This window comes from Flexivirga meconopsidis, from assembly GCF_026162425.1.
Taxonomy (GTDB): Bacteria; Actinomycetota; Actinomycetes; order Actinomycetales; family Dermatophilaceae; genus Flexivirga; species Flexivirga meconopsidis.
Window position 1 is genome coordinate 515,978 of the sequence record NZ_JAOBQJ010000005.1, and the last position, 24,812, is coordinate 540,789.

Here is a 24,812-nt window from a genome sequence, read left to right on the forward strand (position 1 = left end):
GGGATGTGGACCGCCGGGTGTCAGGAGCCGGGAGCGATCAGGTCGATCGCGCCGTCGACCGGTTGCCACGCGGCGCCCACGCGCGTCAGCACGGTGTTGCGGTCGGTCGTGACGTAGAGCGAGCTGGAGCCGGCGCCCGAGCTGACCAGGCCGTTCGCGCCCGGCGCCGCTCCGAGGTCGGTGACGAACTGACCGAGCGGTGCGCTGAGCGGGTGCACCGCGTCGGTGGTCGGCCCGACACCGAGCACGCCCAGCGTGACGTAGTCGATCCAGGCGACGTCGCGCACGTCGTCGACGGCCGGGGCGACGGTCGTGGGCTTGGTGAGCGACCTGGCCGCTCCCTTGCTGTCCCGGACGATGCCGGCCAGGGAGATGGTCGTGTGGTCCTCGGCGTCCTTGAGCACGAGCGCGACGCGTTGGCCCTCCGGTGCCACCTTCAAGGCCACCACCGAACGGTCGCCGATCCAGGGCGCATCGATCGGCTGTGGCTGGGCGTTGGCGGCGGCCAACGAGGTGTCGATCACCCATACCGTCGCGCCGGATCGGTTGGACCGCCGCGTCCCGGCGGACGATGCCGACTGACCGGCGATCCAGAGCTCATCGACCGACTGGCTGCCACCCAGGTGCACGCTCGAGAAACTGGGTCTGACCAGCTTCTCGCCGAAGCCGCGCAGCTGCGTCAGCTTGCCGTCGACCCAGCGCCCGAGCTGGCTGTTGCTGCCGTCGACCGCGGCGATCTGGGTGCCGTCGCCGGATGCGGCGAGGCGATACCAATTGCGGTTGATCGTGGGCAGCTTGACCCGGCCGTTGGCGGCCCGCTGCTGCGGTCGACCGGGCGCCCCGCCGACGTCATTGGTGTCGTACCAGGTGAGCTGGCTCGCGCTGGAGCGGACGATCATCGCAGTGGAATCACCGGTGACCACCTGATACCCGACATCACCGGGCGTGGTGGGCTCCTGCGGCAGACCGGGCGCCTGCAGTCTGGCGCCGCCGACTTCGAGCACCACCCGCCGCACGTCCCCGAGCCGCAGCGTGGCGAGCATCGACGCCCAGAGCGCGGTCCGCTGCGCCGGGGTGGCACCGAGCACGCGCTCGCTGAGATCGACGGTCGCAAGGCCGTTGTTGTCGACCGGCACCGAGGAGACGCCGAGTGCGCTGCCACTCGGCAACGCGGCCATCGTCATACCCTGCATCCACTCCGACGGCCCGCGCAGCACGGCTGCCGCGAGCGAACTGACCAGACCCGTCGCCGGGTACCACTGCACGTCCGGGACCAGGGTGTTACCGCGTGCTGCCGGGTAGTAGACAGTCTGCGGCTGGTAGTTGCCCTCGAAGAGGTCCTGGCGCATCCACAGCCCAAAATCCTTGGGAAGTGCGGAGATTCGCCATTCGCCGCCGACCTTGGCCATGCTGAACCGGACACTGTCGGTGGCCGGCTGGGAGCCCTGGCTCAGGTGGCCGGTGTCGTCGAGAGTGGCGACCCGCTTCACCGTGGCGGTCACCACCTGGTTGCCGGTCACCTGAGTGTCGGGCTGGCCCTCGCTGACCGACACGGTGCGCGGCTTCCAGGACGCGCTGGCCTCCGGGGTGAGGTACTTACGCGCCGCCGGGAAGTCACTGTTGCGCTCCGCCCCGGCGTCGAGGAAGGCGTTGACGATGTCTTTTTGCGAGGCGCCCGGCTGCGGTGGCGGGTAGTCGATGTTGCCGGCGGCGGCGGGCACCTGGTTGTCGATCGCCCCACCCGCCCGGACCGGTCCGCTGCTCGGCAGACCGCCGCAGCCGGCGAGCAGCAGGGTCGTCACGAAGCTGATGAACAACAGTTGGATTCGGCGCCGCATCAGTCCATCCGCCTCGGTGGCGCCTGCAGGGTGGGCAGCGCAGCGCGGGTGCCGATCGTCAGGCTGTTGCCGCCCGGCATCGCCCCGCCGATCTCCGAGTCGTCCGGAGACAGCGTGACCGGCGAACGCCGGATCGGGACACCGGGACGCACCGGCAGGGTGAGCCGGAAGCACGAGCCTTTCCCCTGCTCGCCCCAGGCCTGCAACCAGCCGTCGTGCAGTCGCGCGTCCTCCAGCGAGATGGACAGGCCGAGGCCGGTCCCTCCGGTGGTGCGGGCACGCGCCGGGTCGGCGCGCCAGAAGCGGTTGAAGACTTGCGCGGCCTCCCCCGGCCGCAGCCCGACGCCGTAGTCCCGCACGGCGACCGCCGCGGCGGTGCTGTTTGCGGCGACGGTGATGTCGACCGGCTTGCCTTCGGCGTGCTCGATCGCGTTGGCCACGAGGTTGCGGACGATGCGTTCGATGCGTCTCGAATCCATAGGAGCCACAGCGGGTTTGCGGGCGTGCACCCGCAGCTTGACGCCGTTGGTCTCGGCCAGCGGTGTCGACGACTCGACCACTCGGGCGACGATGTCGCGCAGGTCGACAGGCTCGGCGCTGACCGTGGTCGCCCCGGCGTCGAACCGGCTGATCTCGAGCAGGTCGGTGAGCAGGATCTCGAAACGGTCGAGCTCGCGGCTGAGCAGTTCGGCGGACCGGGCGACCGGGGCGGCAAAGTCGGCGCGGCTGGCGTGCAGCATGTCGACCGCCATCCGGATCGTGGTCAGCGGAGTGCGCAGTTCGTGCGACACGTCCGAGGTGAAGCGCTGCTGCAACTGCGACAGATCCTCGAGCTGCCGGATCTGCCGCTGCAGGCTGTCGGCCATCGCGTTGAACGAGGTCGCGAGGCGAGCCAGGTCGTCCTCGCCGCTGACCTGCATGCGCTCGTTGAGCGCGCCGGCGGTCAGCCGCTCGGAGACGTGGGCGGCGGCCCGCACGGGCGTGACGACCATGCGCGTGACGACGTACGCAATGCCGGCGAGCAACAACACCAGCACCAGTCCACCAAGCGCGAAGCTCGTCTTGACCACGCCGAGCATCTGCGACTCGGCGGACATCGGTGAGATCAGGTAGAAGTCGTACGCGCCGGCATTGGGTATGACGATGCGCGACCCCACGATCACCGCCGGCGTGTCCCGCCCGTCGACCTGCATCGACGCGATCTGGATCTGCACGTGCTTCGGGTCCTGCTCGACGGCCTTGTGGAGTTCGTTCGGCACGATCGACTCGTCGCCCGGCAGGGTGCTGATCGTCCCGAGTGACTGAAAGCTGTTGCTCGGAGCTCGGGTGATGACGATGCGGGCGTTCTGGTCGCCCACCTTGGAGCCGATGCTGCCGGCGATCTGGTCGGCCAGCGAGCGCAGCGACGCCAGGTCGGTGTTGGGCGCGTTGTTGAAGGCGCGCTGCGTGCTGTCGCGCTGCTGCAGGCCCTCTTGCTCGGTGATGCGGGTGGCGCGGTCCACCAGCCCGGAGGCGATGCGCTGATACATGTAGGTGCCGAGCGCGAGCGCGACCATCGCACCCAGCAGGACCGTGATCGCGACGACCCGGAAGTGCAGCGACCGCCGCCAGAGCCGGGCGACCGCCTTGCCGCCCCGGACGGCCAGCCGTCCGAGGCGGTCGCGCAGGTCACCCAGCAGCCCGCTCACGGTCAGGCCGGCCCCGCCTTGTACCCGACGCCGCGGACGGTGAGCACGATCTCCGGGTTCTCCGGGTCCTTCTCCACCTTCGAGCGCAGCCGCTGCACGTGCACGTTGACCAGGCGGGTGTCACCGGCGTGCCGGTAACCCCACACCTGCTCCAGCAGCGTCTCGCGGGAGAACACCTGCCACGGTTTGCGACCGAGCGCGACCAGCAGGTCGAACTCCAGCGGCGTCAACGCGATCGGCGCGCCGTCACGCTTCACCGAGTGGCCGGCGACGTCGATGGTGAGGTCGCCGAGCTCGAGCAGTTCGGCCTCCGGCTCGTCGCCGCGGCGCAGCCGCGCACGCACCCGGGCGACCAGCTCCTGCGGCTTGAACGGCTTGGTGATGTAGTCGTCCGCCCCCGACTCCAGGCCGACCACCACGTCGACGGTGTCGGTGCGGGCGGTGAGCATGACGATCGGCACGTGCGACTCGGCACGGATGCGCCGGCATACCTCGATGCCGTCGACACCGGGCAGCATCACGTCGAGCAACACCATGTCCGGTTTGCTCTCGTGAAAGGCGTCCAGTGCGCCACTACCGTCCGCGCAGTGGCTGACCTCCAGGCCTTCGCCTTGCAGGATGATGCCGAGCATCTCGGCGAGCGAGGGGTCGTCGTCGACGACGAGTACTCGTGCGTTGGTCACCTTCTTGACCCGTTCCTTTCCGTGAAGCGTCGCCTACCCCCGAATGGTCTTGCGACGTCGGGGACCAGCGTATGTCGTCATACGGGAAGGGCGCCGACACGTCGGGCTGCTCGCCCACGTGTCGGCGCCCTCCGGGCATGCCGGTCGATCAGTAGCGGTAGTGCTCCGGCTTATAGGGGCCGGCCACGTCGACGCCGATGTACTCGGCCTGCTCCTTGGTCAGCTCGGTGAGCTCGACGCCGAGCGCCGGCAGGTGCAGGCGCGCCACCTTCTCGTCGAGGTGCTTGGGCAGCACGTAGACCTGCTTCGCGTAGTCACCGGGCTTGGTGAACAGCTCGATCTGCGCGATCGTCTGGTTGGCGAACGAGTTGGACATCACGAAGCTCGGGTGACCGGTCGCGTTGCCCAGGTTGAGCAGCCGGCCCTCGGACAGCACGATGATCGAGGTGGCAGGCCGGCCGTCCTTTGCGGGCATCGTCCACTCGTGCACCTGCGGCTTGATCTCGGTCTTCGTGATGCCCGGCACCTTGGCCAGGCCGGCCATGTCGATCTCGTTGTCGAAGTGACCGATGTTGCCGACGATCGCCTTGTCCTTCATGCGCTGCATGTGGTCGGCGGTGATGATGTCGAAGTTGCCGGTCGTGGTGATGAAGATGTCACCCTCGCCGAGCACGTCCTCCAGGCGGGCGACCTGGTAGCCGTCCATCGCGGCCTGCAGCGCGCAGATCGGGTCGATCTCGGTGACGATGACCCGCGAGCCCTGGCCGCGCAGCGCCTCGGCGGCGCCCTTGCCGACGTCGCCGTAGCCGCAGACGACCGCGACCTTGCCGCCCATCAGCACGTCGGTGGCGCGGTTGATGCCGTCCGGCAGCGAGTGGCGGATGCCGTACTTGTTGTCGAACTTGGACTTGGTGACCGAGTCGTTGACGTTGATCGCCGGGAAGAGCAGGTCGCCGGTCTTGGCCAGCTCGTAGAGGCGGTGGACGCCGGTGGTGGTCTCCTCGGTGACACCCTTGATGCCCTCGGAGATCGTGGTCCACTTCTGCGGGTCGGACTTCAGCGTCTGCCGCACCAGCTCCTTGAAGACCTGGAACTCCTCCGGGTCCTCGTCGGTCGTCGGCGGCACCTGGCCGGCGGCCTCCCACTCGCGACCCTTGTGGACGAGCATCGTGGCGTCGCCGCCGTCGTCCAGGATCATGTTGGGGCCGTCGCCGTTCGGCCAGGTGAGGATCTGGTTGGTGCACTCCCAGTACTCCGGGAGGGTCTCGCCCTTCCAGGCGAAGACCGGGACGCCCTGCGGGTCGTCCACGGTGCCGTTCGGGCCGACGACGACCGCGGCGGCCGCCTCGTCCTGGGTGGAGTAGATGTTGCAGGAGGCCCAGCGGACCTCGGCGCCGAGTGCGGTGAGGGTCTCGATGAGCACCGCGGTCTGCACGGTCATGTGCAGCGAACCGGCGATCTTCGCGCCCTTGAGCGGCTGGCTCGCGCCATACTCCTCGCGCAGCGCCATCAGGCCGGGCATCTCGTGCTCGGCGAGACGCAGCTGGTGACGGCCGGCCTCGGCGAGGCTCAGGTCTTTAACCTTGTGATCGAAGGACATGGGTGTCCGTTCTCCTTGAGATCGACTACTGGATCGGTATCGGACCCGGCGCGCCCCTCTGGGCTGCATGGCGTTCCGTCCTGTCGGAGTCGCAAGGGTCATCACCCACGCCGGCCACGGGCGAGTTTAGCCGGTCACGTCCGGCGCCTTCACGTCGTGCAGGTGGTGCATCAGGTCGTGCACGCAGTAGCGCCCGAGGGTGAGCACGGTGAACCGCGAGCCGTTGGACCGTCGTCCGGTGCGCCGCCACTGATCGTCGGTCACCGTGTCGTAGTCGGCGGCCAGGGCGGAGGCGTCGGTGCCGATGCCGCGGGCGACGGACTCGGGGTCCTGCTCGGCGTAGCGACCCGCAACGGCTGCGGCGCCCTGGTCCCAGTCGGCGAACTCGGGGTCGTCCTCGTCGAGCATCAGGTGAAGGCGATCGTCGAAGACCCGGCAGACGTCGCGCACGTGCACGCCGTACTCCAGGTCCGACCAGACGCCGGGGGTATGACGGACGCGGACGTCCTCGCGGGCGAGCACCGCACCCCAGGGCAGGGTCGCGGACCGGATGGCGTCGCCGAGCTGAGACGCCTCGACGGTGCTGGCGTCGAATCCGCATTCGGGACAACGGGATTCGATGGTCCAGGTCCAGTCCTTGTCGTCCGGGACGATCGGTGTGTCGTCGGTCATGTCGCTTCCTCCTGGGGCGCGAGTCGGGGCGCGGCGGCGGGTTGGGTGAGTCGGTCGAGCACGAGTGCGACGCCCCGGTCGAAAGCTGCGGCCGCGCCTCGCGTCGACAGGCCGGCGAGCTGTCGGTCCTGTTGCGCGGCAATCGAACCCAGCACGTGGTGCACGATCAGGTCGGTGGCCGCCGCCCGGTCGCGGCCGGCCACCCCGAGGTCGCCGATCAGCCGGCGCAGGTGGACGAAGACCTGCACCGAGGTCGGGTCGAGCGCGTAGCCGAGGGCAACGACCTCGCCGCCGTCGGGGACGGGCAGGACGGCGGCGCGGATGTCGCTGAGCAGTCGGCGGATGTCGCGCGCCGGCGCGCCGGTCGTCGTCGTCGGCACGTCCGCCAGGACCCGGTCGGCGACCCGGATGAGCAGGGTCTGCTTGTTGTCGACATGCCAGTAGAGCGCGCCCGGTCGCACGCCGAGCTCGGTCGCCAGACGGCGCATCGACAGGTCGGCGAGGCCGTGGCGGCGCAACAGCTCGGCGGCCGTGTCGATGACCTCGTCAGTGGACAGCGGCACCCGATTTCACCTCCCCGCCCTCGTTTCGCGACTTGGACCGGCATACTTGAACAGCGTTCAAGAGCCGACTCGGCGTCCAGTTTCCCCGAAGGAGTGCCATGCCGTCCATCCAAGAGCGAGTCACCGACATCCTGGCCGGAGACGTCGCAACCGAGGCCGACGCGCTCGCCGTGCTGCGCACCCCGGACGACGAAGTGCTGCCGATGGTCGCGGCGGTGGCACGGCTGCGGCGCGAGCACTTCGGCAACACGGTCAAGGTGAACTACCTGGTCAACCTCAAATCCGGACTGTGCCCCGAGGACTGCCACTACTGCTCGCAGGCCCTCGGCTCGAAGGCCGAGATCCTGAAATACAAGTGGCTGCAGACCGACGAGGCGATCGAGCAGGCATCGGCCGGGCTGCGCGGCGGCGCCACCCGCATCTGCATGGTCAGCAGCGGGCGCGGGCCGACCGACCGCGATGTCGACCGGGTGTCGGCGATGGTCGGCGCACTGAAGGACGAGCACCCGGAGGTCGAGGTGTGCGCCTGCCTCGGACTGCTCAAGGACGGTCAGGCCGAGCGACTGCGGGACGCCGGTGTCGACGCCTACAACCACAACATCAACACCGCCGAGTCACACCACGATTCGATCGTCACGAGTCACACGTACGCCGACCGGGTGGACACCGTCGGCAAGGCGAAGTCGGCCGGCCTGTCGCCGTGTTCCGGCCTGATCGCCGGGCTCGGCGAGTCGGACGAGCAACTGGTGGAGGCGCTCTTCGCGCTCCGCGAGCTCGACTCCGACTCGATCCCGGTCAACTTCCTCATGCCGTTCGACGGCACGGAGTTCGCCGACCGGTGGGAGCTCACTCCCCTGCGCTGCCTCAAGATCCTTGCAATGGCGCGAATCGTCTGTCCCGACAAGGAGATCCGCATCGCCGGTGGTCGCGAGATGCATCTGCGGTCGCTGCAGGCGCAGGCCCTGCACCTGGCCAACTCGATCTTCCTCGGCGACTACCTCACCTCCGAGGGACAGGCCGCGGAGGCCGACCTGGCACTGATCCGGGACAACGGGTTCGTGGTGCTGGGGTCGGAGGAAGACCCGGGCGCGGCGGCCGAGGATGGGTCGGTGGCACTCGAGGAGTCACACGATCCGGCCATCCGGCGGCGTGGCGCGGGGACTCAGCTGCAGCCGAATGCCTGAGGTCACGGCACGCACCGCCACCGACTCGCTCGCGGCACGCGACTCGCTTTCCGCACGCGACGGCGGGCTCGTCTGGCACCCGTACGCGCCACTGAACGGGCCTGCGCCCTATGGGGTTTCGGCCGCCTCCGGAGTGCGGTTGACGTTGCAGCCGCCGGAGGGCGGAGCGCCGATCGAGGCGATCGACGCGATGGCTTCCTGGTGGTGTGCGGTGCACGGCTACCGTCACCCGGAGCTCGACGACGCGGCGCGACGGCAACTCGACGCGTTCAGCCACGTGATGTTCGGCGGGCTCACCCACGAGCCGGCGGTCGCGCTGGCCGAGCGGCTGACGGCGATCGCGCCGGGACCGATGGCGCACGTCTTCTTCGCCGACTCGGGGTCGGTGTCCGTCGAGGTCGCGCTGAAGCTGGCGTTGCAGTATCAGGCGGCGGCCGGGCGGCCCCGTCGTCAGCAGTTCCTCACGATTCGCGGCGGATACCACGGGGACACGTTCGCGGCGATGAGCGTGTGCGACCCGGTCGACGGCATGCACTCGGCCTTTCCCGGTGTGCTCGCCCGACACGTCTTTGCACCGCGGCCGCCGATCGCCAGGCTGGCCGACGACGAGACCTGGCAGACCGACGAAAACGTCCTGGCTGCCTGGGAATCGGAGTTTCGCTCGGTGGCGGACGCGCACCGCGACACGCTCGCGGCGATCGTCGTCGAGCCGGTGCTCCAGGGCGCCGGCGGCATGCGGCCCTACCATCCCCGCTGCCTGCAGGTGATGCGTGAGGTCGCCGACGAGCTCGGCCTGCTGTTGGTCGCCGACGAGATCGCAACCGGATTTGGCCGCACCGGAAGGCTTTTCGCCTCCGAGTGGGCAGACGTCGCGCCCGACGTGATGTGCGTCGGAAAGGCACTGACGGGTGGCTATCTCAGCCTGGCCGCCGTCTTGATGACGGCGGACGTGGGCCTGGTGATCACCCGGTCGGAGTTCGGGGCCCTGCTGCACGGACCCACTTTCATGGCCAACCCACTGGCGTGCGCGATCGCCGGCGCATCCGTGGACATCGTCGAATCCACCTGGAAACACAACGTTTCCCGAGTTTCGCAGGCGCTGCGCCGAGGACTCGCACCCGCGCGCGGGCTGTCCTCCGTCATCGACGTGCGCACGCTGGGCGCGGTTGGCGTCATACAGCTCGGAAGTGGGGTGGACGTGCCGGCCGTGACACGAGCTGCCCTCGATCGTGGGGTGTGGGTGCGGCCGTTCCGCGATCTCGTCTACACGATGCCGCCCTACGTCTGCACCGAGGACGACGTGGCGCAGATCTGCGACGGACTGATCGGCGCGGTGCGCGAGGTGCACGGATGAGCTGGGACGACTGGCTCGCCGAGCGCGCGGCACTGCGACGGCAGCGCGGCACCGAACGCAGCGACCGGGTACTGCGAGACGACGCGATGGTCGACCTGGCATCCAACGACTACCTCGGCCTTTCGCACGACCCTCGGGTGATCGCGGCAGCGATCGACGCTACCGACCGGTTCGGCGCCTCGGCGGGTGCGTCACGTCTGGTCACGGGCACGCTTCCCGTCCATCGGGAGCTCGAGTCGTCGTTGCGCTCTCTCACCGATCAGCCTGCGGCCCTTGCGTTTTCGAGCGGGTACGCGGCCAACCTCGGGGTCGTCACGGCGCTGGCCGGGCGCGGTGCGCACATCGTGCTGGACGAGCATGCGCATGCCTCCCTGCACGACGCGGCGCGGATGTCGCGCACGCCGTACAAACTCGTCGGGCACAACGACCCGGCCGCGCTCGACGCCCGCCTGCGCGCGCTCGACGGGGTGCGCGTCCTCGTCGCCGTCGAGTCGATCTACTCCGTGCTCGGCGACGCCGCTCCGCTCACCGACCTCTATGACGTGTGCCGCCGCCACGGTGCGCTGCTGGTGGTGGACGAGGCTCACGGCATCGGCGTCGCCGGTGACGGCCGGGGGCTGGTGCACGCCTCCGGCCTCGCCGGAGCACCGGGCCTGGTCGTGACGGCGACGCTCTCCAAGTCCCTCGGAGCACAGGGCGGCGTGGTGCTCGGCACCGACCGGCTGCGCGATCACCTGGTGAATGCGGCCCGCACGTTCATCTTCGACACCGGACTCGCGCCGGCCGCGGCCGGCGCCGCCACCACCGCCGCGAACATCGTGGCGTCGTCGCCGCACCTGGCGGCCGCCGTCCACGAGCGTGCCGCGGTCATCGCGGCACGATGCCGGATCGCACCGTCCGCCGGCGCCGTCCAGTCGTTGCCGATGCCGAGTCCGTCGACCGCAGTGCAGGCACGCGACGCGCTGCGCGCCCAGGGCGTGCTCGTCGGGTGCTTCCGGCCGCCGAGTGTCCCGGACGGGATCTCCCGGCTCCGCATCACGGCCCGGGCGGACCTGGCGCTGTCGGACGCGGTCGACGCCGCAGACCGGATCCGCGCCGTGAGCGAAGCCGCCACCCACGAGGAGTTGCCCGCCTGATGACCGTCCTGATCGTGACCGGCACCGACACCGACGTGGGCAAGACCGTCGCGACGGCCGCCGTCGCCGCCGCGCTGCAGCAGGCCGGCAACTCCGTCGTCGTCTACAAACCGACCCAGACCGGGGTGCAGCCCGGCGAGGCCGGCGACGTCGCCGAGGTCGAGCGCCTCACCGGCATCGCCGGGGTCGAGGGCGTGCGACTTCGAGAGCCGATGGCGCCGCCACCGGCGGCGGCACTCGAGGACGCGCAATTGCCCACCCTCGCCGACCATGTCGCCACGATCGAGCGACTGGCAGCGTCACACGACGCCGTGCTCGTCGAGGGTGCGGGCGGCTTGCTGGTCGAACTCACCTCGGCCGGCGAAACCCTCGCCGACCTCGCAGCTACCCTGCCGCAGAGTTCGACCGTCGTGGTTGCGCGCCCCGGTCTCGGCACGCTGAACCACACGGCACTCACGCTGGAAGCGTTGCAGCGAAGGCAGATTCGCATCGCCGGCGTGATCATCGGATCCTGGCGCCAGGATCCGTCGCAGGTCGAGCTGAGCAATCGGCGAGCCCTGGCCGACGGCCCGGCGCCGTTGCTCGGCGTCATAGCGGAGGGTGCGGGCGCGATGGCGCGGGACCGCTTCCGCGCCGAGGCTACGGGCTGGCTCCCGGACCTGGCGGCGGTCGTCGACGCGTCAGGTCGTGCCGCCAGGTCAGTTCCATGAGCTCGCGCTCGATCGGCGACCTGGTGGGCGGCGACATCTCCGGCGGGCGCGGGGGACGGCTCGCCGCGCTCACGCCGCCAGACGTGGTCATGCTGTAGGCCGCGTCACCGACTACCTCGAAATCGGGGTGTTCCTTGGCGTAGTTGCACTGCGCGCATAGTCCGGCGCCATTGCGCTCACTCGTCGGTCCGCCCTGGCTGTGCGGCCGGATGTGATCGGTGTGTGCGATCGGTGCGCCACACCAGGGTGTCCGGCAGATCTGGTCACGCAACCCGATCAGTTGCGCCAGCAGACCCGGGTATGTGCGCGACCGAGAATCCATGCCGATCAGGTCGCCGGACGACGGGTGAGTGAACACGCGCCGGATGTGCACTCGCCGCCCCGGCTGTGGTTCGGCATCGGCGCCGGTCTGCGCCAAGAGATGGTCGGCGAACGATCGCCAGCGGGGCGGGTCGTCCGGCTGCGTCCGTGGCGGAGTGGCTGGTGCGGCACCACCGACCATCTCGCGCGCGAGGTCGGCCGGCACCGGTCCGTACCCGGGAACCACTGCCGGCTCGTCAGCGGTCAGCGTCGAGATCGGCATCAGCAACTGCACCTCGACGTCTGCGCCCCGCGCGGGTGAACGCCCGGTCAACCGCTCGACGAACGTGTCGGCCATCCGCTGGCCCCTGGTCATCGATTTCGCGGGGGCGTCCGCTGGCGCCGGCCGGTCGTGCAGCGCGCCGTTGAGCGCCGCCATACACGCCAAGCCGTCCTGAACCGGCAGATGCGCGGTCAGCCAGGTCATCGCGTCGGGCGCCGGCCGCAGCGTGACCCGCCGGTCACCGACGGCCTTCGCGCGGCGGGCAGCCGCCACCCCCGGATCGACCCGGTATGCCGCAGCTCGCGCCGCCCGCTCGAGGTGTCGGTCGGACGCGGTCCCGAGCTGGTCGGCGACCTGGGCGTCGACCTCGGCGCGATCCTGCGCCGACAGGAAGATCGTCTCGCGCGTGACCAGCGTCGCCTGCCATTCGCCGATCACCCCCGCGCGCAGCGCCTGCATGGTGCGCGGCATGTCGGTGAGCGCCTGCGCCAGCGCAACCAGGCGGGAGCCGTTTCGCGGACTGGTCCGACGAGCCAGTCCGACCTGGGAAGCCACTACTCGGGTGGTCTCCTGCTCAGCAATGCCCCGGTCTTTGTCGGCCGCCGCCTGCAGTTCGTGCGCGAGGAGGGTCAGTTCGGCCTGGCGAGCACTGATCGCATTGCGCAGCTCCTGCAGCGCCCGCACCTCCTCGAGACAGGCGGCCACGGTGTCGGTCTTCGGTCGCGCGTCGAGCCGGTCGTGAATCTGGCGCACGGCGGCAGCATCCAGCACGGCACCCTCCGCGCCCGGCTGCTGGATCACCTCATCGACCATGAGAGTCAACGTAAACCTGGCCACCGACAACCGTTTTGAGGATGGCCGTGGGCGGCCGGCCCCTTAGGCGTGCGCTTCGGCCTTCCGCCGCGGCACGAGGTGCAGCACGGCCACCACGATCGCTCCGACGACCAGTCCCAGCACGGCCGAGAAGAAGGTGTTGGTGATCCAGCCGAGCACGCCGCCGAGCGCGCCGGTGGCGTCCTTGACCGCAGTCTCCACGTGGTGCACGAAGCTGTAGAGCGTGTGCCAGCCGAGCTCGTCGGTGCCGACCAGCAGGATGTGCCCGCCGACCCACAGCATCGCGACGACGCCGACGGTCGACAGCACCCGCATCACCATCGGCATGCCCTTGACCATGCCGCGGCCAATCTTCTCCCGCACCCCGGTGGCACCGTCGGCGAGCGCGAGGCCGATGTCGTCCATCTTCACGATCAGCGCGACCACGCCGTAGACCAGGATGGTGATCACGATGGCGACCACGATCAGGATGATGAGGCGTGACACGAACGGCTCGCTGTCGACCTCGTTGAGCGCGATGACCATGATCTCCGCAGACAGGATGAGGTCGGTCCGGATCGCGCCTGCAATGACCGTCTTCTCGTCCTTCGGCTCCCCCGACGCCTCCTCGGTGTGCCCGCGCAGCGCCTCCCACAACTTCTCGGCACCCTCGAAGCACAGGTAGGTGCCGCCGAGCATCAGGATCGGCGTCAGCGCCCACTCGGCGAACTGACTGAGGATCATCGCAACCGGCAGGATGATCAGCAGCTTGTTACGCAGTGACCCGATGGCGATCTTGCGGATGATCGGCAGTTCGCGCGCGGCGGAGAGCCCCTCGACATACCTCGGGGTCACCGCCGTGTCGTCCACGACGACGCCGACCGCCTTGGCACTGGCACGCCCGGTGGCGGCGCCGACGTCGTCGACGGATGCCGCCGCCAGCTTGGCGAGCGCGGCAACGTCGTCGAGCAGGGCTACGAGTCCTCCAGCCATGCGCGCAGTCTATGCAGCAGACGTCCAGGTCACTCGAAGTCCAGTCCCAGCACGGCGTTTTCGACGACCTCCATCAACGCCGGGTGTATCCAGTACTGGCCGCGGGCCATCTCCGGCGCCGGCAGGCCGAAGCTCATCGCCTGGATCACCGGCTGGATCAGCGAGCTCGCCTGCGGCCCCATCACGTGGGCGCCGACGATCTGCCGGGTCTTCCGGTCGGCGATCACCTTGAAGATGCTGGTGGTGTCCTCCATCGCCCAGCCGTATGCCGTGTCGCCGTACCGCTGCACCTTGACCGTCACGTCGATGCCGGCGTCACGCGCCTGCGCCTCGGTGAGGCCGACCGACGACACCTGCGGGTGGGTGAAGACCGCCGACGGCACGAACTCGTGGTTGAACTTCTGCAGGTCGTCCGGATGCGCGAGGTTGTGCGCGACGACCCGCGCTTCGTGGTTGGCCACGTGCTTCAACTGGTATGGCGATGACGCGTCCCCGAGCGACCACACCCCCGGCACCGTCGTGCGCCCGTATTCGTCGACCTGCACCCGACCGTCCGAATGCGTTGCGACGCCAGCCTTTTCGAGCCCCAGGCGTGCGGTGTTGGGCTCGCGACCGGTCGCGACCAGCAACATCTCGCCGGCGACCGTCTCACCCCCGGCGAGCTCCAAGACGACCTCGCCGCCGGCCTGGCGCGCGCCGGTGACGGTCGCATCGAGGTGCAGCTCCCACTGCTTGCCGGCGAGCTGGGTGAAGTCGCGGCTGATCTCTTCGTCCTCGGCGCGCAGCATCGCCGGGCCGCGGGTGACGATGCGGATGTCGACGCCGAGCGCACCGAAGACGTGCGCGAACTCCGAGGCGATGAACCCGCCGCCGAGAATGACCAGCGACGTGGGCAGTTCATCAATGCGCATGATCGTGTCGCTGGTGTGGAACGGCACGCCGGAGTCGGCGATGACCGGCGGCACCACCGAATGGCCACCGGTGGCGATGACGATCTGGTCCGCGGTGACCTCCTGCGGGACCCCGTCGACGTCGACGATGAGCGAGTTGGGCCCGTTGAACGTCGCGTGGCCGAGGTACGCCGTGGTGTTCGGCCCGTTGACGCGATAGTCCTTGCCGCCCTGGGCGATCGGGTCGATCCGGCCGAAGACCCGGTCGCGGATCTCCCGCCACCGCACGCTGTCCAACGTGGAGTCGATGCCGTATCGGTTCGACTCGCGCACCGCGTCGGCAACGTCGGAGGCGTAGACGAACATCTTGGTCGGGATGCACCCGACATTGAGGCAGGTTCCGCCGAACGTGCCCTCCTCGATCACCGCCACCTTCTTGCCGTCGAAGTCGGGAGTGACCAGTGAATTGCCGGAGCCGGTGCCGATGATGGCCAGATCGAAATGCGTCACGACACCAGCGTAGGTCGTTTCATATCGCGAGACAAACGTCCATATTGTGGATGCCGTCTCCCGGCGCCGGGCCCCGGGGGCCACGCTGGGCCACATGCCCGAACCCGCGACGGCGCCCGTCGCAACACCGCCCGCCACACCGGCCGAAAGCGCGCACTGGAAGCGCAATCTCGCCGTCTGCGTCGCCGGTTCGTTCACCACGATCGTCGCGATGACGATGCTGATCCCCTACCTGCCGATCTTCGTCGAGCAACTCGGCGTCGACGACCGCGGCACGGTGTTGCGCTGGTCGGGCATCGCCTACAGTGCGACCTTTTTCACCGCCGCCCTCACGGCTCCGCTCTGGGGTGCGCTCGGCGACCGCTTCGGCCGCAAGTCGATGCTGATCCGGGCCAGCCTGGGTATGGCGATCGTGATGTCCTGCATCGGCCTCGCCCAAAACGTCTGGCAACTGGTCGGTCTCCGCCTGCTCACCGGCCTGCTCGGCGGCTTCGCCTCGGGCTCGACGATCCTGGTCGCCTCCCAGACCCCCAAGGAGCGCAGCGCCTGGGCACTCGGCGTGCTCTCCGGAGGCGTTATGGCCGGAAACATCGTCGGCCCGCTGTTCGGTGGTTTCGCACCGGAGCTCGTCGGCGTGCGCACCACCTTTTTAGTGTCCGGCGGGCTGATCTTCCTCGCCTTCCTGGGCACGGTTTTCCTGCTGCACGAGGACCGAAAACCACCGGGCCACAAGGCCGCCCGGCTGCAACGGCCGTGGTCCCAACTGGACCGCCCGGGTGTCGTGCTGGTGCTGCTCGGCACGGCGAGCCTCCTGATGTTCGCGACGATGTCGGTCGAGCCGACGATCACCCTGTTCGTCGGCCAGCTCGCCGGCGGCACCTCACACGCGTCCTTCGGCGCCGGGGTGATCATGGCACTCGGCGCACTCGGCAGCATCCTCACCGCGCCCCGGCTCGGCCGGCTGGCCGACCGGATCGGGCACGTGCGCGTGATCATCGGCTGCCTCACCGCGGCGGGGGTCCTGCTGCTCGCCCAGGGCGCCGCACCGAACGTGCCGGTCCTGGCCGTCCTGCGCTTCCTGATGGGAGCAGCGCTCGGCGGCCTGTTGCCCGCGATCACCGCAGCGATCAGACATCGCGCACCCGACCACGTCGTAGGAAGGATCCTCGGCTTCTCGGTCTCGGCCCAGTACGTCGGGCAGGTCACCGGCCCGCTCATGGGCGGGTATGCCGGGGCGCACTGGGGGCTACGACCGGTGTTCGTCGTGACGGCCGTCGTCCTGCTCGCGGCCGCGGCGCTCAACGCGACTGTTCACCGTTCACACTTGCTTGCCGAATGACCGGCGCGCATCCACCCGACGACCCGCGCGATGAGGCACCCTCATGAGTAATGAGCACCTTGACGTTCGACCAGGCACTGCGTCGCGCCATGGAGGATCGCGGGTGCACCCTGCGCTCCCTGCACCAGCAACTTGCCGCCCGTGGAGTGCCGCTCGGCCTCACCACCCTCAGCTACTGGCGATCGGGCGACCGCGTTCCCGAGCGACAGCGCTCGCTCACCGCGATCTCCGCGATCGAGGAGCTGCTCGAGCTCACACCCGGCACGTTGCTCGATACGCGTGGCCCGTCACGCCGCGGCGGCCCGAGCAAGACGGTCGGCTACCGCACCCTGGTCGACCGCGAGCTGGCCGACGGTGTCGACCGGGTCCGCGCCGGTCGGTCGGCGCCGTTTGCCGACCTGCCGACGGAGTTGGAGCAGCGCAGCAGTCAGCAGATCGCCACCATCGACGGGCGCGGCCAGACGTGCCATCTCGCGGTACGCGACATCTGGCGGGCGAGACGGGACGGCGCGCAGGTCTTCCCGATCTTCTACGCGGCCGAGAAGGAGATCGACGGCCCGCCCATCGTCCGACCGGTCACCAACCTCAGCCTCGACGAGGTCGTGTTCGACGCGGATAGCGGCGTGCTCGTCATACAGGCGGCCACGCCCCGTCCGCTGCGGCTGCACGAATCCATCCTCACCGAGTACGAGGTGCCTGAGTCCTGGACTGGCTCACCGGACCTGATGTGGTCCTTCCTCGCCCCCACCCGCATGGCGGAGTGCGTGGTGTCGGTGAGTTTCGACAGCGAGCTTCAGCCACGACGGTGCACCGAGTTCGTCGTCGACGCGGTCGGTGTCGAACGCTCCTGGGAGGCCTCGCTGCGAGATGGCCAATTGTTCGCTGCCCATTGGGGTTTCGGCCCCGGATCCTTCGGTTTCCGATGGGAATTCTGATGGGATTCATCACGTCGCGTTCACATGTTCACTTTTCTCTGGACAGCCGGCACTCCGCACCCCTACCGTCCCCACCGAATTAGTGGGGAAGGATCATCATGAATACCGGACGGCATTTGGCGACCCTCGCCGGTCCACCGACAACCATTCGGCTCCAAGCACTCATCGCCGGCACTCGGCCAGACCCGCTGCTGGCGACGCTGGCCGAGCTGGCGGGGACTTTCGCCCGGACCCTGCCGCCCGACCCGTTCTCGCTGGACGCGGTGGCCTACAGCGGCACCTCCTCGACGCGCGCGCGGCTGCAGGCGGCCCGGCGCGACTACCGGGTCCGGCTGAACCGGGCGCATGCCGCGATCGTGTATGTCGGCAGCAGCGAACAGGAGGATGCGGCCTCGCTGACTGCCGCATTGCAGCTGCCCGGACGCCGGAGCCCGAACCCGCTCGCCGACCTGCCCGCGGCGATCGTCTGCGTCTCGGAGACCAGTGACCTGCCGGTGATCCACGCCCAGCAGCAGTTGCTTGACGCCGGCACCGAGCTGGTGGCCGCCGTACGGTTCCAGCCGTCGCTGATCGCGCCGGACCCGGCGCAGGATCTGACGGTGACCAGTGCGCTCGCCGACATCGTCCTCGCGCTCGAGTCGGCCGCCGTCGTCAACCGTCCGTGGGACAGCTCGGTGTTCAGGGAGCCTCGGCACCTCGCGTCATGACGGTTCGGGCAACTTCGAGGGCCCGCACGACGTCCGTATAGGACGTGCAGAGCGGAGCAAGCCCGAGCCGGATCCCGTCCGGCGCACGGAAATCAGGTATGACGCCACGCTCCCAAAGGCTGGCGTTCACCTGCCGGAAGTCACCCCGGCTGATCGTGACATGCCCGCCGCGCCGGGTCGCATCACGTGGCGAATTCACCTGCACCCCAAGCGAATCCGGCCAGCTGTCGACGACGTCGATGGCGAGCGAGGTGAGCCCGGTCGACTTGCTCCGGATTGCGTCGATGCCGGCCCGAGCGATGAGGTCCACGCCGGCTCGCACCGGCACCATCCCGACGATCGGCGGCGTGCCGCTCACCAGCGCACGGATGCCGGCGGCCGGTTGGTAGCCGGGCCCCATCGTGAATGGATCCGCCCGCCCCATCCAGCCCTGGATCGGCTGGCGCACGTGGTCCTGCAGGTCTCGACGCACGTATCCGAACGCCGGTGCACCGGGGCCGCCGCCGAGGAACTTGTAGGTGCAGCCGACCGCCAGGTCGACGCCCCACGCGTCGAGCTGCACCGGCAACGCGCCGACCGAGTGACACAGATCGGCCAGCAACAGCGCGCCGGCCTGGTGCGAAATCGCAGCGATCGCAGGTAGATCCGCGACCCACCCGGATCGGTAGGCGACGTGGGAGAGCACGACGAGCGCGGTCCGCTCCCCTGCTGCCTCAGCAACCTGCTCGGCGTGTACCCCTTCCCGCGGGTCGGTGTCGATCCAGCGCAGCGACATGCCGCACTCGCTTGCGATCCCTTCCAGCACATAGCGATCGGTCGGGAAGTTGTCCGTGTCGAGCACGATCTCGTCCCGGCCGGGTCGGGCGGTCAATGCCGCGCGGGCGAGCTTGTAGAGCAGCACGGTCGTCGAGTCCGCGACCACGGTCTGCCCGGACGCGGCACCAAGGCAGGCCGTGGCGATCTCGTCGCCCACCCGCTCCGGCCATTGCATCCACGGGTCGTCTCCGTCCGTCCAGCTCCGGATCAGACTGGTGCCCCACGCGCCGGCGACCAGTGCTTGCAGATCGGCCGCCGCACGCTTGGTCGGCCGCCCGAGCGAGTTGCCGTCCAGGTAGGCAACGAAGCCGGGCTCGTCGATCGGCACGAATTCATTCAGGTATGCCGCAAGGGGATCCGCGGCGTCGAGTTCCGCTGCGCGCTGGAGCAATTCGGCGTTCATCGCTGCCCGCTCCGCTCCACCGAACCGGTCGCAATGACGCCTCGGACGGCATACAGCTCGGGGAAGAAGGTCTGGTCCAGCGCCTTGCGCAAAAAGGTCACTCCGGAGCTTCCGCCGGTGCCGCGCGCAGTGCCGATGATCCGCTCGACGGTCTTCAGGTGGCGGAAGCGCCACTGCTGGAAGTTGTCCTCCAGGTCGACCAGCTCCTCGCAGGTCTCGTAGATGTCCCAGTGCGCGGCCGGATCGGCATACACCTGCTGGAAGACCTGCAGCACCTCGTCGCGAGAGGTGTACGGCTGCGACCAGTCACGGTCGATCACGTCCGCCGGCACCGCGAACCCGCGGCGGGCGAGCAGTTGCAAGAACACGTCGTAGAGGCTCGGCTCGTCGAGCAGCTGCGCCAGCACCGCCTGCCACTGCGGCTCCCGATCGAAGACACGCACCATCTCGGCCTTCTTGTTGCCCAGCAGGAATTCGACCGCGCGATACTGCACCGACTGGAAGCCGGACGAGGTCGCGAGGAACTCCCGGAACTGCGAGTACTCGCTGGGCGTCAGTGTCGCGAGCACCGACCATTGGCCGGTCAGTGTGGCCTGGATGTGCTTGACCCGAGCCAGCCGCTTCAATGCGGCCTGCAGCTCGTCCTGCTCGAAAAGCTCACGCGCGGAACGAAGTTCGTGCAACACCAGCTTGAACCACAACTCGCTGGTCTGGTGTTGGATGATGAAGAGCAGCTCGTCGTGCTGCGGCGGCTGCGCCAGCGGATGCTGCGCCGAGAGCAGTGTCTTCAGATCCAGATAATCGGCATAGGACATGTCCCGGGTCGTGTCGTGGCTCACGCTCAGCACGGTACCCGGACGGCTCACTCCCCGGAGGTCCGGTCGCGCAGATCGGCAATGTGCGGGGACACCGCCGGGTCCACCCCGAGCCCGATTGCCAGGTAGGTCGCCGCGAAGTCGACCAGCGACACGAGTTCGGCCAGTCGCACCACGGGATGCCCTGCCGATGCGGTGGATTCGATCACCTTGACTCCTGCGGCCCGCGCGGTCTGCAGCAACGCCTCGGTGAGCGCCTGCGCCTCGTCGCCGGCCGGGGTCGGCGGCTGGACCGCGACGTCGCGCAGCATCATCAGCCCCAGTTTGGGCTGCGCCGGAGCGTCCAGGAACGGGTCGGCGAACAGGTCGGCCGACGCACCGGAGTTGCCACCCGCGCCGCTGCCACCACCGGCGGTGAACGGGCCGTCGAAGCACGCCACCACCTGGGATGCAGCGTCGGGCAGTTCGCCCCAGGTGGCCGGGATCCGTGCGGTGCGGGCCAGCATCGACGACGCGCGCGCCGCCGCGACACCGGCCAGCGCGTTGTCGCCGAGCACCACCGGGACGGTCTCGGCAAGTTGCACCGCGATCAGCTTCGCGGGATTGACGAACGACTCCGACGACGGGCGGCAGGCATCGGCCTGATCATCCAATCGCCTTGCCAGCTCAGGAAATACGTCCTCCGGCACATCGGCCAGACCGAGCACGTCCGCGGCCAGCAGCACCGGGGTGAGCAGCGACCACAGCGAGGTGCGCGACGAGGTGCGGCCCCGGCCGACGCCGATGTGCACCCCGCGCGAACGCCGGCTGACCTCGGCCAGCGGCGACTCGTCGGCACCAACCGTCAGCAACGCGGCGCCCCGTCGAGCGGCTTCCCGCGCCAGCGCCACCGGCCCGTCGGCCGTGCCGGACAACGACACCGCGATGACCAGGTCGAGCGGACCCACCCAGCCGGGCAACGGCAAGTTGCGGCGCACCGTGACCGGCACGGGTGACGACGGTTCGGCGAGCAGCTCCAGCACGTCGGCGACCAACGCGCTGCCACCCAGTGCCGCGACCACCACGGATCGGGGACGTTCCCCGTAGGCGACCTTGTCGACGCCGCCCTCCTGTGACAGCGTCACCGCCTCGCGCACCTGTGCGCCGGCCGTGGCGAGCGCCCGCAGACTGTCGCGCGAGTCGCGTCGTGCAAGCTCCTCCGGGTCGTCGATCCACGACTCGTCGAGGTAGGGCATCCGCGTTCCGCGTCAGACGGTGAAGAGGCGGGCTTCGTCGGCAAGCAGCACCGGCACCCCGGCCTCGATCCGGTAAGCCCGCCGCTGCCCGGGCCCACCGCAGTCGGCAGTGCACTGCAGCTCCGGCTCACCGGAAGGGCCGGTTGCGTCCACCAGCTCGTGCAGACCGACGGGGCAGCGCAGAATCTCGCGCAGCCAGGGGTCGAGGGTTGCCGTGGTCATGGTCAGGCCTCCTGCCGGATCTGATGCAGTGCGGCGTCGCGCACTCGTTCCATGGTCGCACTGTCCGCCGCTTCGACGTTGAGACGCAGCAGCGGCTCGGTATTGCTGGCGCGCACGTTCAGCCACCACATCGGTGCGGCGTCGTGAGTGATCGTCAAGCCGTCGAGCTCATCGGCGGCCACCTCGCCCTCACCGTCCGCCCAGCTGCGCACCCGCGCGGTCGCGGCAGCCGCGTCGTGCACGGTCGAGTTGATCTCACCGCTTGCGACATAACGGCTGTATGACGCCATCAGTTGCGACAACGGCGCATCCTGCTCGCCGAGGGCCGCGAGCACGTGCATCGCGGCCAACATGCCGGTGTCGGCGAACCAGAAGTCGCGGAAGTAGTAGTGCGCCGAGTGCTCACCGCCGAAAATCGCGTCGTACGTTGCCATTTCGGCCTTGATGAACGAGTGGCCCACACGGGTGCGGACCGGCACGCCGCCCGCCTCGGTGATGATCTCGGGCACCGCACGCGAGGAGATGAGGTTGTGCACGACGCTCGCGCCGGACCCGGCCTTGGCGATCTCCCGCGTCGCGACGAGGGCGGTCACCGCCGATGGGCTGACCGGCTCGCCGCGTTCGTCGACCACGAAGCAGCGGTCGGCGTCGCCGTCGAAGGCCAGCCCGATGTCGGCGCCGTGCTCGCGCACCGCGGCCTGCAGATCCCGCAGGTTCTCCGGCTCCAGCGGGTTCGCCTCGTGGTTGGGGAAGGTGCCGTCCAGCTCGAAGTACAACGGGATGACCTTCATCGGCAGTTCGGGCAAGCCGGCCGCGGTGCCGAGCACGGCAGGCACCGTGTGACCGCCCATCCCGTTGCCGGCGTCGACGACGACGGTGAGCTCCCGTCCGCCGCTCAGGTCGACCAGACCGCGCAGGAATCCGGCGTAGTCGGCGAGCATGTCGCGCTGGGTGATCGTGCCGGGTGTCCCGACCTCCGCGGGCTCCGGCTCGCGTGCGTCGAGGCGCTGCTGGGCGAGCGTGGTGATGTCCGCCAGCCCCGACTCCTGGCTCACCGGCCGCGCACCCGCACGGCACAGCTTGATCCCGTTGTATTGCGCGGGGTTGTGGCTGGCGGTGAACATCGCACCGGGCACCTCGAGCGCGCCGCTCGCGTAGTAGAGGCCGTCCGTGGAGCACAGGCCGATCTCGACCACGTCGATGCCACGCTGCGCCGCGCCGGACGCGAACGCCCTGGCCAGCAGCGGCGAACTCGGGCGCATGTCGTGGCCGACGACGATGCCTTTCGCGCCCTCGGGGATCGCCACGACGTCGGCGAACGACGCCCCGATCTCCGCCGCCACGGTCTCGTCGAGTTGCTCCGGGACCAGACCCCGGACGTCATACGCCTTGATGAATTCGGCAAGCCGGCGACTAGTCACAGTCGGGCAGCCTACCGGTGCGCCTCCAGCCCGGGCAGCACTGTCAGCACGGGCCGTCCGGTGGCTCGCTCGGGCTCCGGTCGCGGTGCCGGCGGCCGCCCCGCGGCACGCACCGCGTCGGCGAGCGCCAGCAGGTCATCCGGTGTCGGCTCGGGCTCGGTGAGGTCGATCGCGAGGCGTACGACGTCCCACCCGCGCGGCGCCGTCAGCCGGGTGGTGTGCTCGGCACACAGGTCGTAGGAGTGCGGCTCGGCATACGTGGCGAGCGGGCCGACGACGACGGTCTGGTCGGCGTGCACATAGGTGAGGGTCGCCACTGCGCCGCCGCTGCACGCGGTGCGGGAACACTGTCGTTTGACCCTCGGCGCCGTCACGAGGGGAGACTCTAACGCCCCGCGACGCGCCCGCCGCCCAGGCACGCCGTAACCGCGGGCATGACTGTGGTTAAAGTCGTTCCGTGAGGTTCGCATGAGGTCCGACCGGCACGGACGCGGCGTGCGCGGGCCGTTGGCCTGGCCGCCGGTGCCCGCCATGCAGAGCCGTTCGGCACAGTTCGACGACGTCGTGCTCGACGCGGTCGAGACCCTGGAGCGCCGGCTGCGGCGTCAGCTCGCCGACATCGAGTTCGCCGTCGAGGACGTGCCGTCCACCGATCCCGCGCCGTGGGAGGCGCAGCTCGCCCTCGGGCGTAGCTTCCCCGCCGAACGCGGCCGCGCGGCCCGTGTCGTGCTCTACCGGCGACCGATCGAGTCCCGGGCGGTGACCGAGACCGAGCTCGGTGATCTGGTCGAAGACGTGCTGGCCGAGCAGGTGGCCCACGTCATCGGCATCCACCCCGACGACCTGGAGGACTGACCCGATGTCCGACGCCGCCCTACCGCCGCCGCTGATCCCGGGCCTGCCGGGGCTCGGTCGGCAGCCGGTGCTGGTCACCGGAGGCACCGGCACCATCGGTTCCCAGGTGGTGCTGGAGCTGCTGCAGTCGCAGATCCCCGCGCGGGTGCTGACCCGGCTGGCCAAGCCCAGCACGACCGAGGGCCTGGTGTATGTCGAGGGCGACCTCATCACCGGTGCCGGCCTGCAGGACGCGGTGTCGCAGGTGCAGGCGGTCATCCACTGCGCGTCCGACGCCTCCCGCGGCCGGGAGGTCGACATCGACGGGACCCGCCGACTGACCGAGGCGATGGCGAGGTGGGCGCCCGACGCTCGGCTGGTGCACGTGTCGATCGTCGGCTGCTGGGACAACCCGCTGCCCTACTACCGGATCAAGGCGGAGTCCGAGACCGTCGTGACTGCCTCGGACCGCCCGCACGTCATCGCCCGCGCCACCCAGGTGCACGAGCTGGTCGCGAAGCTCGTCGGCGCCCACCTCGGACCGCTCGGGGTCGGGATGCGCGGCTTGCGCTTTGCTCCATGCGACTCTCGTTGGCTGGCAACGCAACTGGTGGATCTCGCACTCGACGAGAAGCTGCCCGTCGAGCCGGTCGAGTTTGCCGGACCGGAGGTGCTGAGCGCGCGCGAGCTCGCCGTGTTGACCGCGCACGTACGCGGCCGGACCGCGCCGCGGCTGCTCCGCCTGCCCCGGGTCGGCGGCGTGCTGCGTGGCTTGTCCGAGGGCAGCAACCTGCCCGGCCCGACCGCTCGCCGAGGCGGGCGCAGCTACGTGCAGTGGTTGGCCGAGCAGGGCTGAGGCAGAACCGTC

Annotated in this window: 24 protein-coding genes; 9 read left to right on the forward strand and 15 right to left on the reverse strand. The window is 69.6% G+C overall.

What is annotated here, in order from left to right; translation table 11 throughout:
- Positions 1-20: 20 nt before the first annotated feature.
- The 6 genes from N2M23_RS18930 to N2M23_RS18955 form a co-directional block, all read right to left on the reverse strand.
- Positions 21-1,838 (reverse strand): LpqB family beta-propeller domain-containing protein, encoded by a 1,818-nt coding sequence (locus tag N2M23_RS18930; protein WP_265447681.1) that lies wholly within the window; start codon positions 1,836-1,838, stop codon positions 21-23.
- The gene (gene mtrB / locus N2M23_RS18935; RefSeq protein ID WP_265447683.1) at positions 1,838-3,526 is read right to left on the reverse strand and encodes an MtrAB system histidine kinase MtrB; all 1,689 of its coding nucleotides are present in this window, start codon (positions 3,524-3,526) and stop codon (positions 1,838-1,840) included. The genes N2M23_RS18930 and mtrB overlap by 1 nt, the downstream gene beginning before the upstream one ends.
- A 2-nt stretch (positions 3,527-3,528) precedes the next feature.
- Positions 3,529-4,209 carry an MtrAB system response regulator MtrA gene (mtrA, locus tag N2M23_RS18940; RefSeq protein ID WP_265447685.1) on the reverse strand — a complete coding sequence of 227 codons (681 nt, stop codon included), beginning with the start codon at positions 4,207-4,209 and terminating at the stop codon, positions 3,529-3,531.
- Positions 4,210-4,357: 148 nt separating this feature from the next.
- Positions 4,358-5,809, reverse strand: a complete 1,452-nt coding sequence (ahcY, locus tag N2M23_RS18945; RefSeq protein ID WP_265447686.1) for an adenosylhomocysteinase — start codon at positions 5,807-5,809, stop codon at positions 4,358-4,360.
- Positions 5,810-5,935: 126 nt separating this feature from the next.
- Positions 5,936-6,481: a DinB family protein gene (locus tag N2M23_RS18950; protein ID WP_265447687.1), complete on the reverse strand. Its 546-nt coding sequence runs from the start codon at positions 6,479-6,481 to the stop codon at positions 5,936-5,938.
- On the reverse strand, positions 6,478-7,044 hold the full coding sequence (locus N2M23_RS18955) for a TetR family transcriptional regulator (protein WP_265447689.1): 567 nt from the start codon (positions 7,042-7,044) through the stop codon (positions 6,478-6,480). Before N2M23_RS18955 ends, N2M23_RS18950 begins: the two co-directional genes overlap by 4 nt.
- A 98-nt stretch (positions 7,045-7,142) precedes the next feature.
- On the opposite strand from N2M23_RS18955, the gene bioB reads away from it, so the two are divergent.
- The 4 genes from bioB to bioD are packed head-to-tail and all read left to right on the forward strand — an operon-like array spanning position 7,143 to position 11,428.
- The gene (bioB, locus tag N2M23_RS18960; protein WP_265447691.1) at positions 7,143-8,228 is read left to right on the forward strand and encodes a biotin synthase BioB; all 1,086 of its coding nucleotides are present in this window, start codon (positions 7,143-7,145) and stop codon (positions 8,226-8,228) included.
- Positions 8,221-9,582 carry an adenosylmethionine--8-amino-7-oxononanoate transaminase gene (bioA, locus tag N2M23_RS18965; protein WP_265447692.1) on the forward strand — a complete coding sequence of 454 codons (1,362 nt, stop codon included), beginning with the start codon at positions 8,221-8,223 and terminating at the stop codon, positions 9,580-9,582. Before bioB ends, bioA begins: the two co-directional genes overlap by 8 nt.
- Complete coding sequence (locus N2M23_RS18970; RefSeq protein ID WP_265447694.1) at positions 9,579-10,718, forward strand: 8-amino-7-oxononanoate synthase; 1,140 nt, start codon at positions 9,579-9,581, stop codon at positions 10,716-10,718. Before bioA ends, N2M23_RS18970 begins: the two co-directional genes overlap by 4 nt.
- Positions 10,718-11,428, forward strand: a complete 711-nt coding sequence (bioD, locus tag N2M23_RS18975) for a dethiobiotin synthase (protein ID WP_265447695.1) — start codon at positions 10,718-10,720, stop codon at positions 11,426-11,428. The genes N2M23_RS18970 and bioD overlap by 1 nt, the downstream gene beginning before the upstream one ends.
- Here bioD and N2M23_RS18980 read toward each other — a convergent pair.
- From N2M23_RS18980 to N2M23_RS18990, 3 genes are all read right to left on the reverse strand, one after another.
- Entirely contained in the window at positions 11,358-12,824 is a 1,467-nt protein-coding gene (locus tag N2M23_RS18980; RefSeq protein ID WP_265447696.1) for an HNH endonuclease, read from the reverse strand. The genes bioD and N2M23_RS18980 overlap by 71 nt on opposite strands.
- A gap of 63 nt (positions 12,825-12,887) precedes the next feature.
- Positions 12,888-13,817, reverse strand: a complete 930-nt coding sequence (locus tag N2M23_RS18985) for a DUF808 domain-containing protein (RefSeq protein WP_265447698.1) — start codon at positions 13,815-13,817, stop codon at positions 12,888-12,890.
- A gap of 29 nt (positions 13,818-13,846) precedes the next feature.
- Positions 13,847-15,217: a mycothione reductase gene (locus N2M23_RS18990; protein WP_265447700.1), complete on the reverse strand. Its 1,371-nt coding sequence runs from the start codon at positions 15,215-15,217 to the stop codon at positions 13,847-13,849.
- Positions 15,218-15,311: 94 nt separating this feature from the next.
- Between N2M23_RS18990 and N2M23_RS18995 the strand changes: the two genes are divergently transcribed.
- The 3 genes from N2M23_RS18995 (at position 15,312) to N2M23_RS19005 (ending at position 18,198) form a co-directional block, all read left to right on the forward strand.
- The gene (locus N2M23_RS18995; protein ID WP_265447702.1) at positions 15,312-16,556 is read left to right on the forward strand and encodes an MFS transporter; all 1,245 of its coding nucleotides are present in this window, start codon (positions 15,312-15,314) and stop codon (positions 16,554-16,556) included.
- Between the two features lie 50 nt (positions 16,557-16,606).
- On the forward strand, positions 16,607-17,491 hold the full coding sequence (locus tag N2M23_RS19000) for a hypothetical protein (RefSeq protein WP_265447704.1): 885 nt from the start codon (positions 16,607-16,609) through the stop codon (positions 17,489-17,491).
- Positions 17,492-17,589: 98 nt separating this feature from the next.
- Positions 17,590-18,198 carry a hypothetical protein gene (locus N2M23_RS19005; RefSeq protein ID WP_265447706.1) on the forward strand — a complete coding sequence of 203 codons (609 nt, stop codon included), beginning with the start codon at positions 17,590-17,592 and terminating at the stop codon, positions 18,196-18,198.
- On the opposite strand, the gene N2M23_RS19010 is transcribed toward N2M23_RS19005, so the two are convergent.
- From N2M23_RS19010 to N2M23_RS19035, 6 genes are read right to left on the reverse strand one after another with little or no spacing between them, the layout of a single operon-like run.
- Entirely contained in the window at positions 18,170-19,417 is a 1,248-nt protein-coding gene (locus tag N2M23_RS19010; RefSeq protein ID WP_265447708.1) for a kynureninase, read from the reverse strand. The genes N2M23_RS19005 and N2M23_RS19010 overlap by 29 nt on opposite strands.
- On the reverse strand, positions 19,414-20,232 hold the full coding sequence (gene kynA, locus N2M23_RS19015; RefSeq protein ID WP_265447791.1) for a tryptophan 2,3-dioxygenase: 819 nt from the start codon (positions 20,230-20,232) through the stop codon (positions 19,414-19,416). Before kynA ends, N2M23_RS19010 begins: the two co-directional genes overlap by 4 nt.
- Before the next feature lie 47 nt (positions 20,233-20,279).
- Complete coding sequence (locus N2M23_RS19020) at positions 20,280-21,467, reverse strand: SIS domain-containing protein (RefSeq protein ID WP_265447709.1); 1,188 nt, start codon at positions 21,465-21,467, stop codon at positions 20,280-20,282.
- A 12-nt stretch (positions 21,468-21,479) separates the two neighbouring features.
- On the reverse strand, positions 21,480-21,689 hold the full coding sequence (locus N2M23_RS19025) for a Trm112 family protein (RefSeq protein ID WP_265447710.1): 210 nt from the start codon (positions 21,687-21,689) through the stop codon (positions 21,480-21,482).
- Positions 21,690-21,691: 2 nt separating this feature from the next.
- Positions 21,692-23,110: a phosphomannomutase/phosphoglucomutase gene (locus N2M23_RS19030; protein WP_265447711.1), complete on the reverse strand. Its 1,419-nt coding sequence runs from the start codon at positions 23,108-23,110 to the stop codon at positions 21,692-21,694.
- An 11-nt stretch (positions 23,111-23,121) separates the two neighbouring features.
- On the reverse strand, positions 23,122-23,427 hold the full coding sequence (locus N2M23_RS19035; protein ID WP_425270263.1) for a DUF3499 domain-containing protein: 306 nt from the start codon (positions 23,425-23,427) through the stop codon (positions 23,122-23,124).
- Between the two features lie 151 nt (positions 23,428-23,578).
- On the opposite strand from N2M23_RS19035, the gene N2M23_RS19040 reads away from it, so the two are divergent.
- The gene (locus N2M23_RS19040) at positions 23,579-23,965 is read left to right on the forward strand and encodes a metallopeptidase family protein (RefSeq protein WP_265447713.1); all 387 of its coding nucleotides are present in this window, start codon (positions 23,579-23,581) and stop codon (positions 23,963-23,965) included.
- Positions 23,966-23,969: 4 nt separating this feature from the next.
- Entirely contained in the window at positions 23,970-24,800 is an 831-nt protein-coding gene (locus tag N2M23_RS19045) for an SDR family oxidoreductase (RefSeq protein ID WP_265447714.1), read from the forward strand.
- Positions 24,801-24,812: the final 12 nt, after the last annotated feature.

Coding starts and splice junctions, on each gene's coding strand:
- N2M23_RS18930 (WP_265447681.1), bottom strand. CDS start 1,838: ATGCGGCGCCGAATCCAACTGTTGTTCATCAGCTTCGTGACGACCCTG.
- ahcY (WP_265447686.1), bottom strand. CDS start 5,809: ATGTCCTTCGATCACAAGGTTAAAGACCTGAGCCTCGCCGAGGCCGGC.
- N2M23_RS18950 (WP_265447687.1), bottom strand. CDS start 6,481: ATGACCGACGACACACCGATCGTCCCGGACGACAAGGACTGGACCTGG.
- bioB (WP_265447691.1), top strand. CDS start 7,143: ATGCCGTCCATCCAAGAGCGAGTCACCGACATCCTGGCCGGAGACGTC.
- bioA (WP_265447692.1), top strand. CDS start 8,221: ATGCCTGAGGTCACGGCACGCACCGCCACCGACTCGCTCGCGGCACGC.
- N2M23_RS18970 (WP_265447694.1), top strand. CDS start 9,579: ATGAGCTGGGACGACTGGCTCGCCGAGCGCGCGGCACTGCGACGGCAG.
- bioD (WP_265447695.1), top strand. CDS start 10,718: ATGACCGTCCTGATCGTGACCGGCACCGACACCGACGTGGGCAAGACC.
- N2M23_RS18980 (WP_265447696.1), bottom strand. CDS start 12,824: ATGGTCGATGAGGTGATCCAGCAGCCGGGCGCGGAGGGTGCCGTGCTG.
- N2M23_RS18985 (WP_265447698.1), bottom strand. CDS start 13,817: ATGGCTGGAGGACTCGTAGCCCTGCTCGACGACGTTGCCGCGCTCGCC.
- N2M23_RS18995 (WP_265447702.1), top strand. CDS start 15,312: ATGCCCGAACCCGCGACGGCGCCCGTCGCAACACCGCCCGCCACACCG.
- N2M23_RS19000 (WP_265447704.1), top strand. CDS start 16,607: ATGAGCACCTTGACGTTCGACCAGGCACTGCGTCGCGCCATGGAGGAT.
- N2M23_RS19005 (WP_265447706.1), top strand. CDS start 17,590: ATGAATACCGGACGGCATTTGGCGACCCTCGCCGGTCCACCGACAACC.
- N2M23_RS19010 (WP_265447708.1), bottom strand. CDS start 19,417: ATGAACGCCGAATTGCTCCAGCGCGCAGCGGAACTCGACGCCGCGGAT.
- kynA (WP_265447791.1), bottom strand. CDS start 20,232: ATGTCCTATGCCGATTATCTGGATCTGAAGACACTGCTCTCGGCGCAG.
- N2M23_RS19020 (WP_265447709.1), bottom strand. CDS start 21,467: ATGCCCTACCTCGACGAGTCGTGGATCGACGACCCGGAGGAGCTTGCA.
- N2M23_RS19025 (WP_265447710.1), bottom strand. CDS start 21,689: ATGACCACGGCAACCCTCGACCCCTGGCTGCGCGAGATTCTGCGCTGC.
- N2M23_RS19040 (WP_265447713.1), top strand. CDS start 23,579: ATGAGGTCCGACCGGCACGGACGCGGCGTGCGCGGGCCGTTGGCCTGG.
- N2M23_RS19045 (WP_265447714.1), top strand. CDS start 23,970: ATGTCCGACGCCGCCCTACCGCCGCCGCTGATCCCGGGCCTGCCGGGG.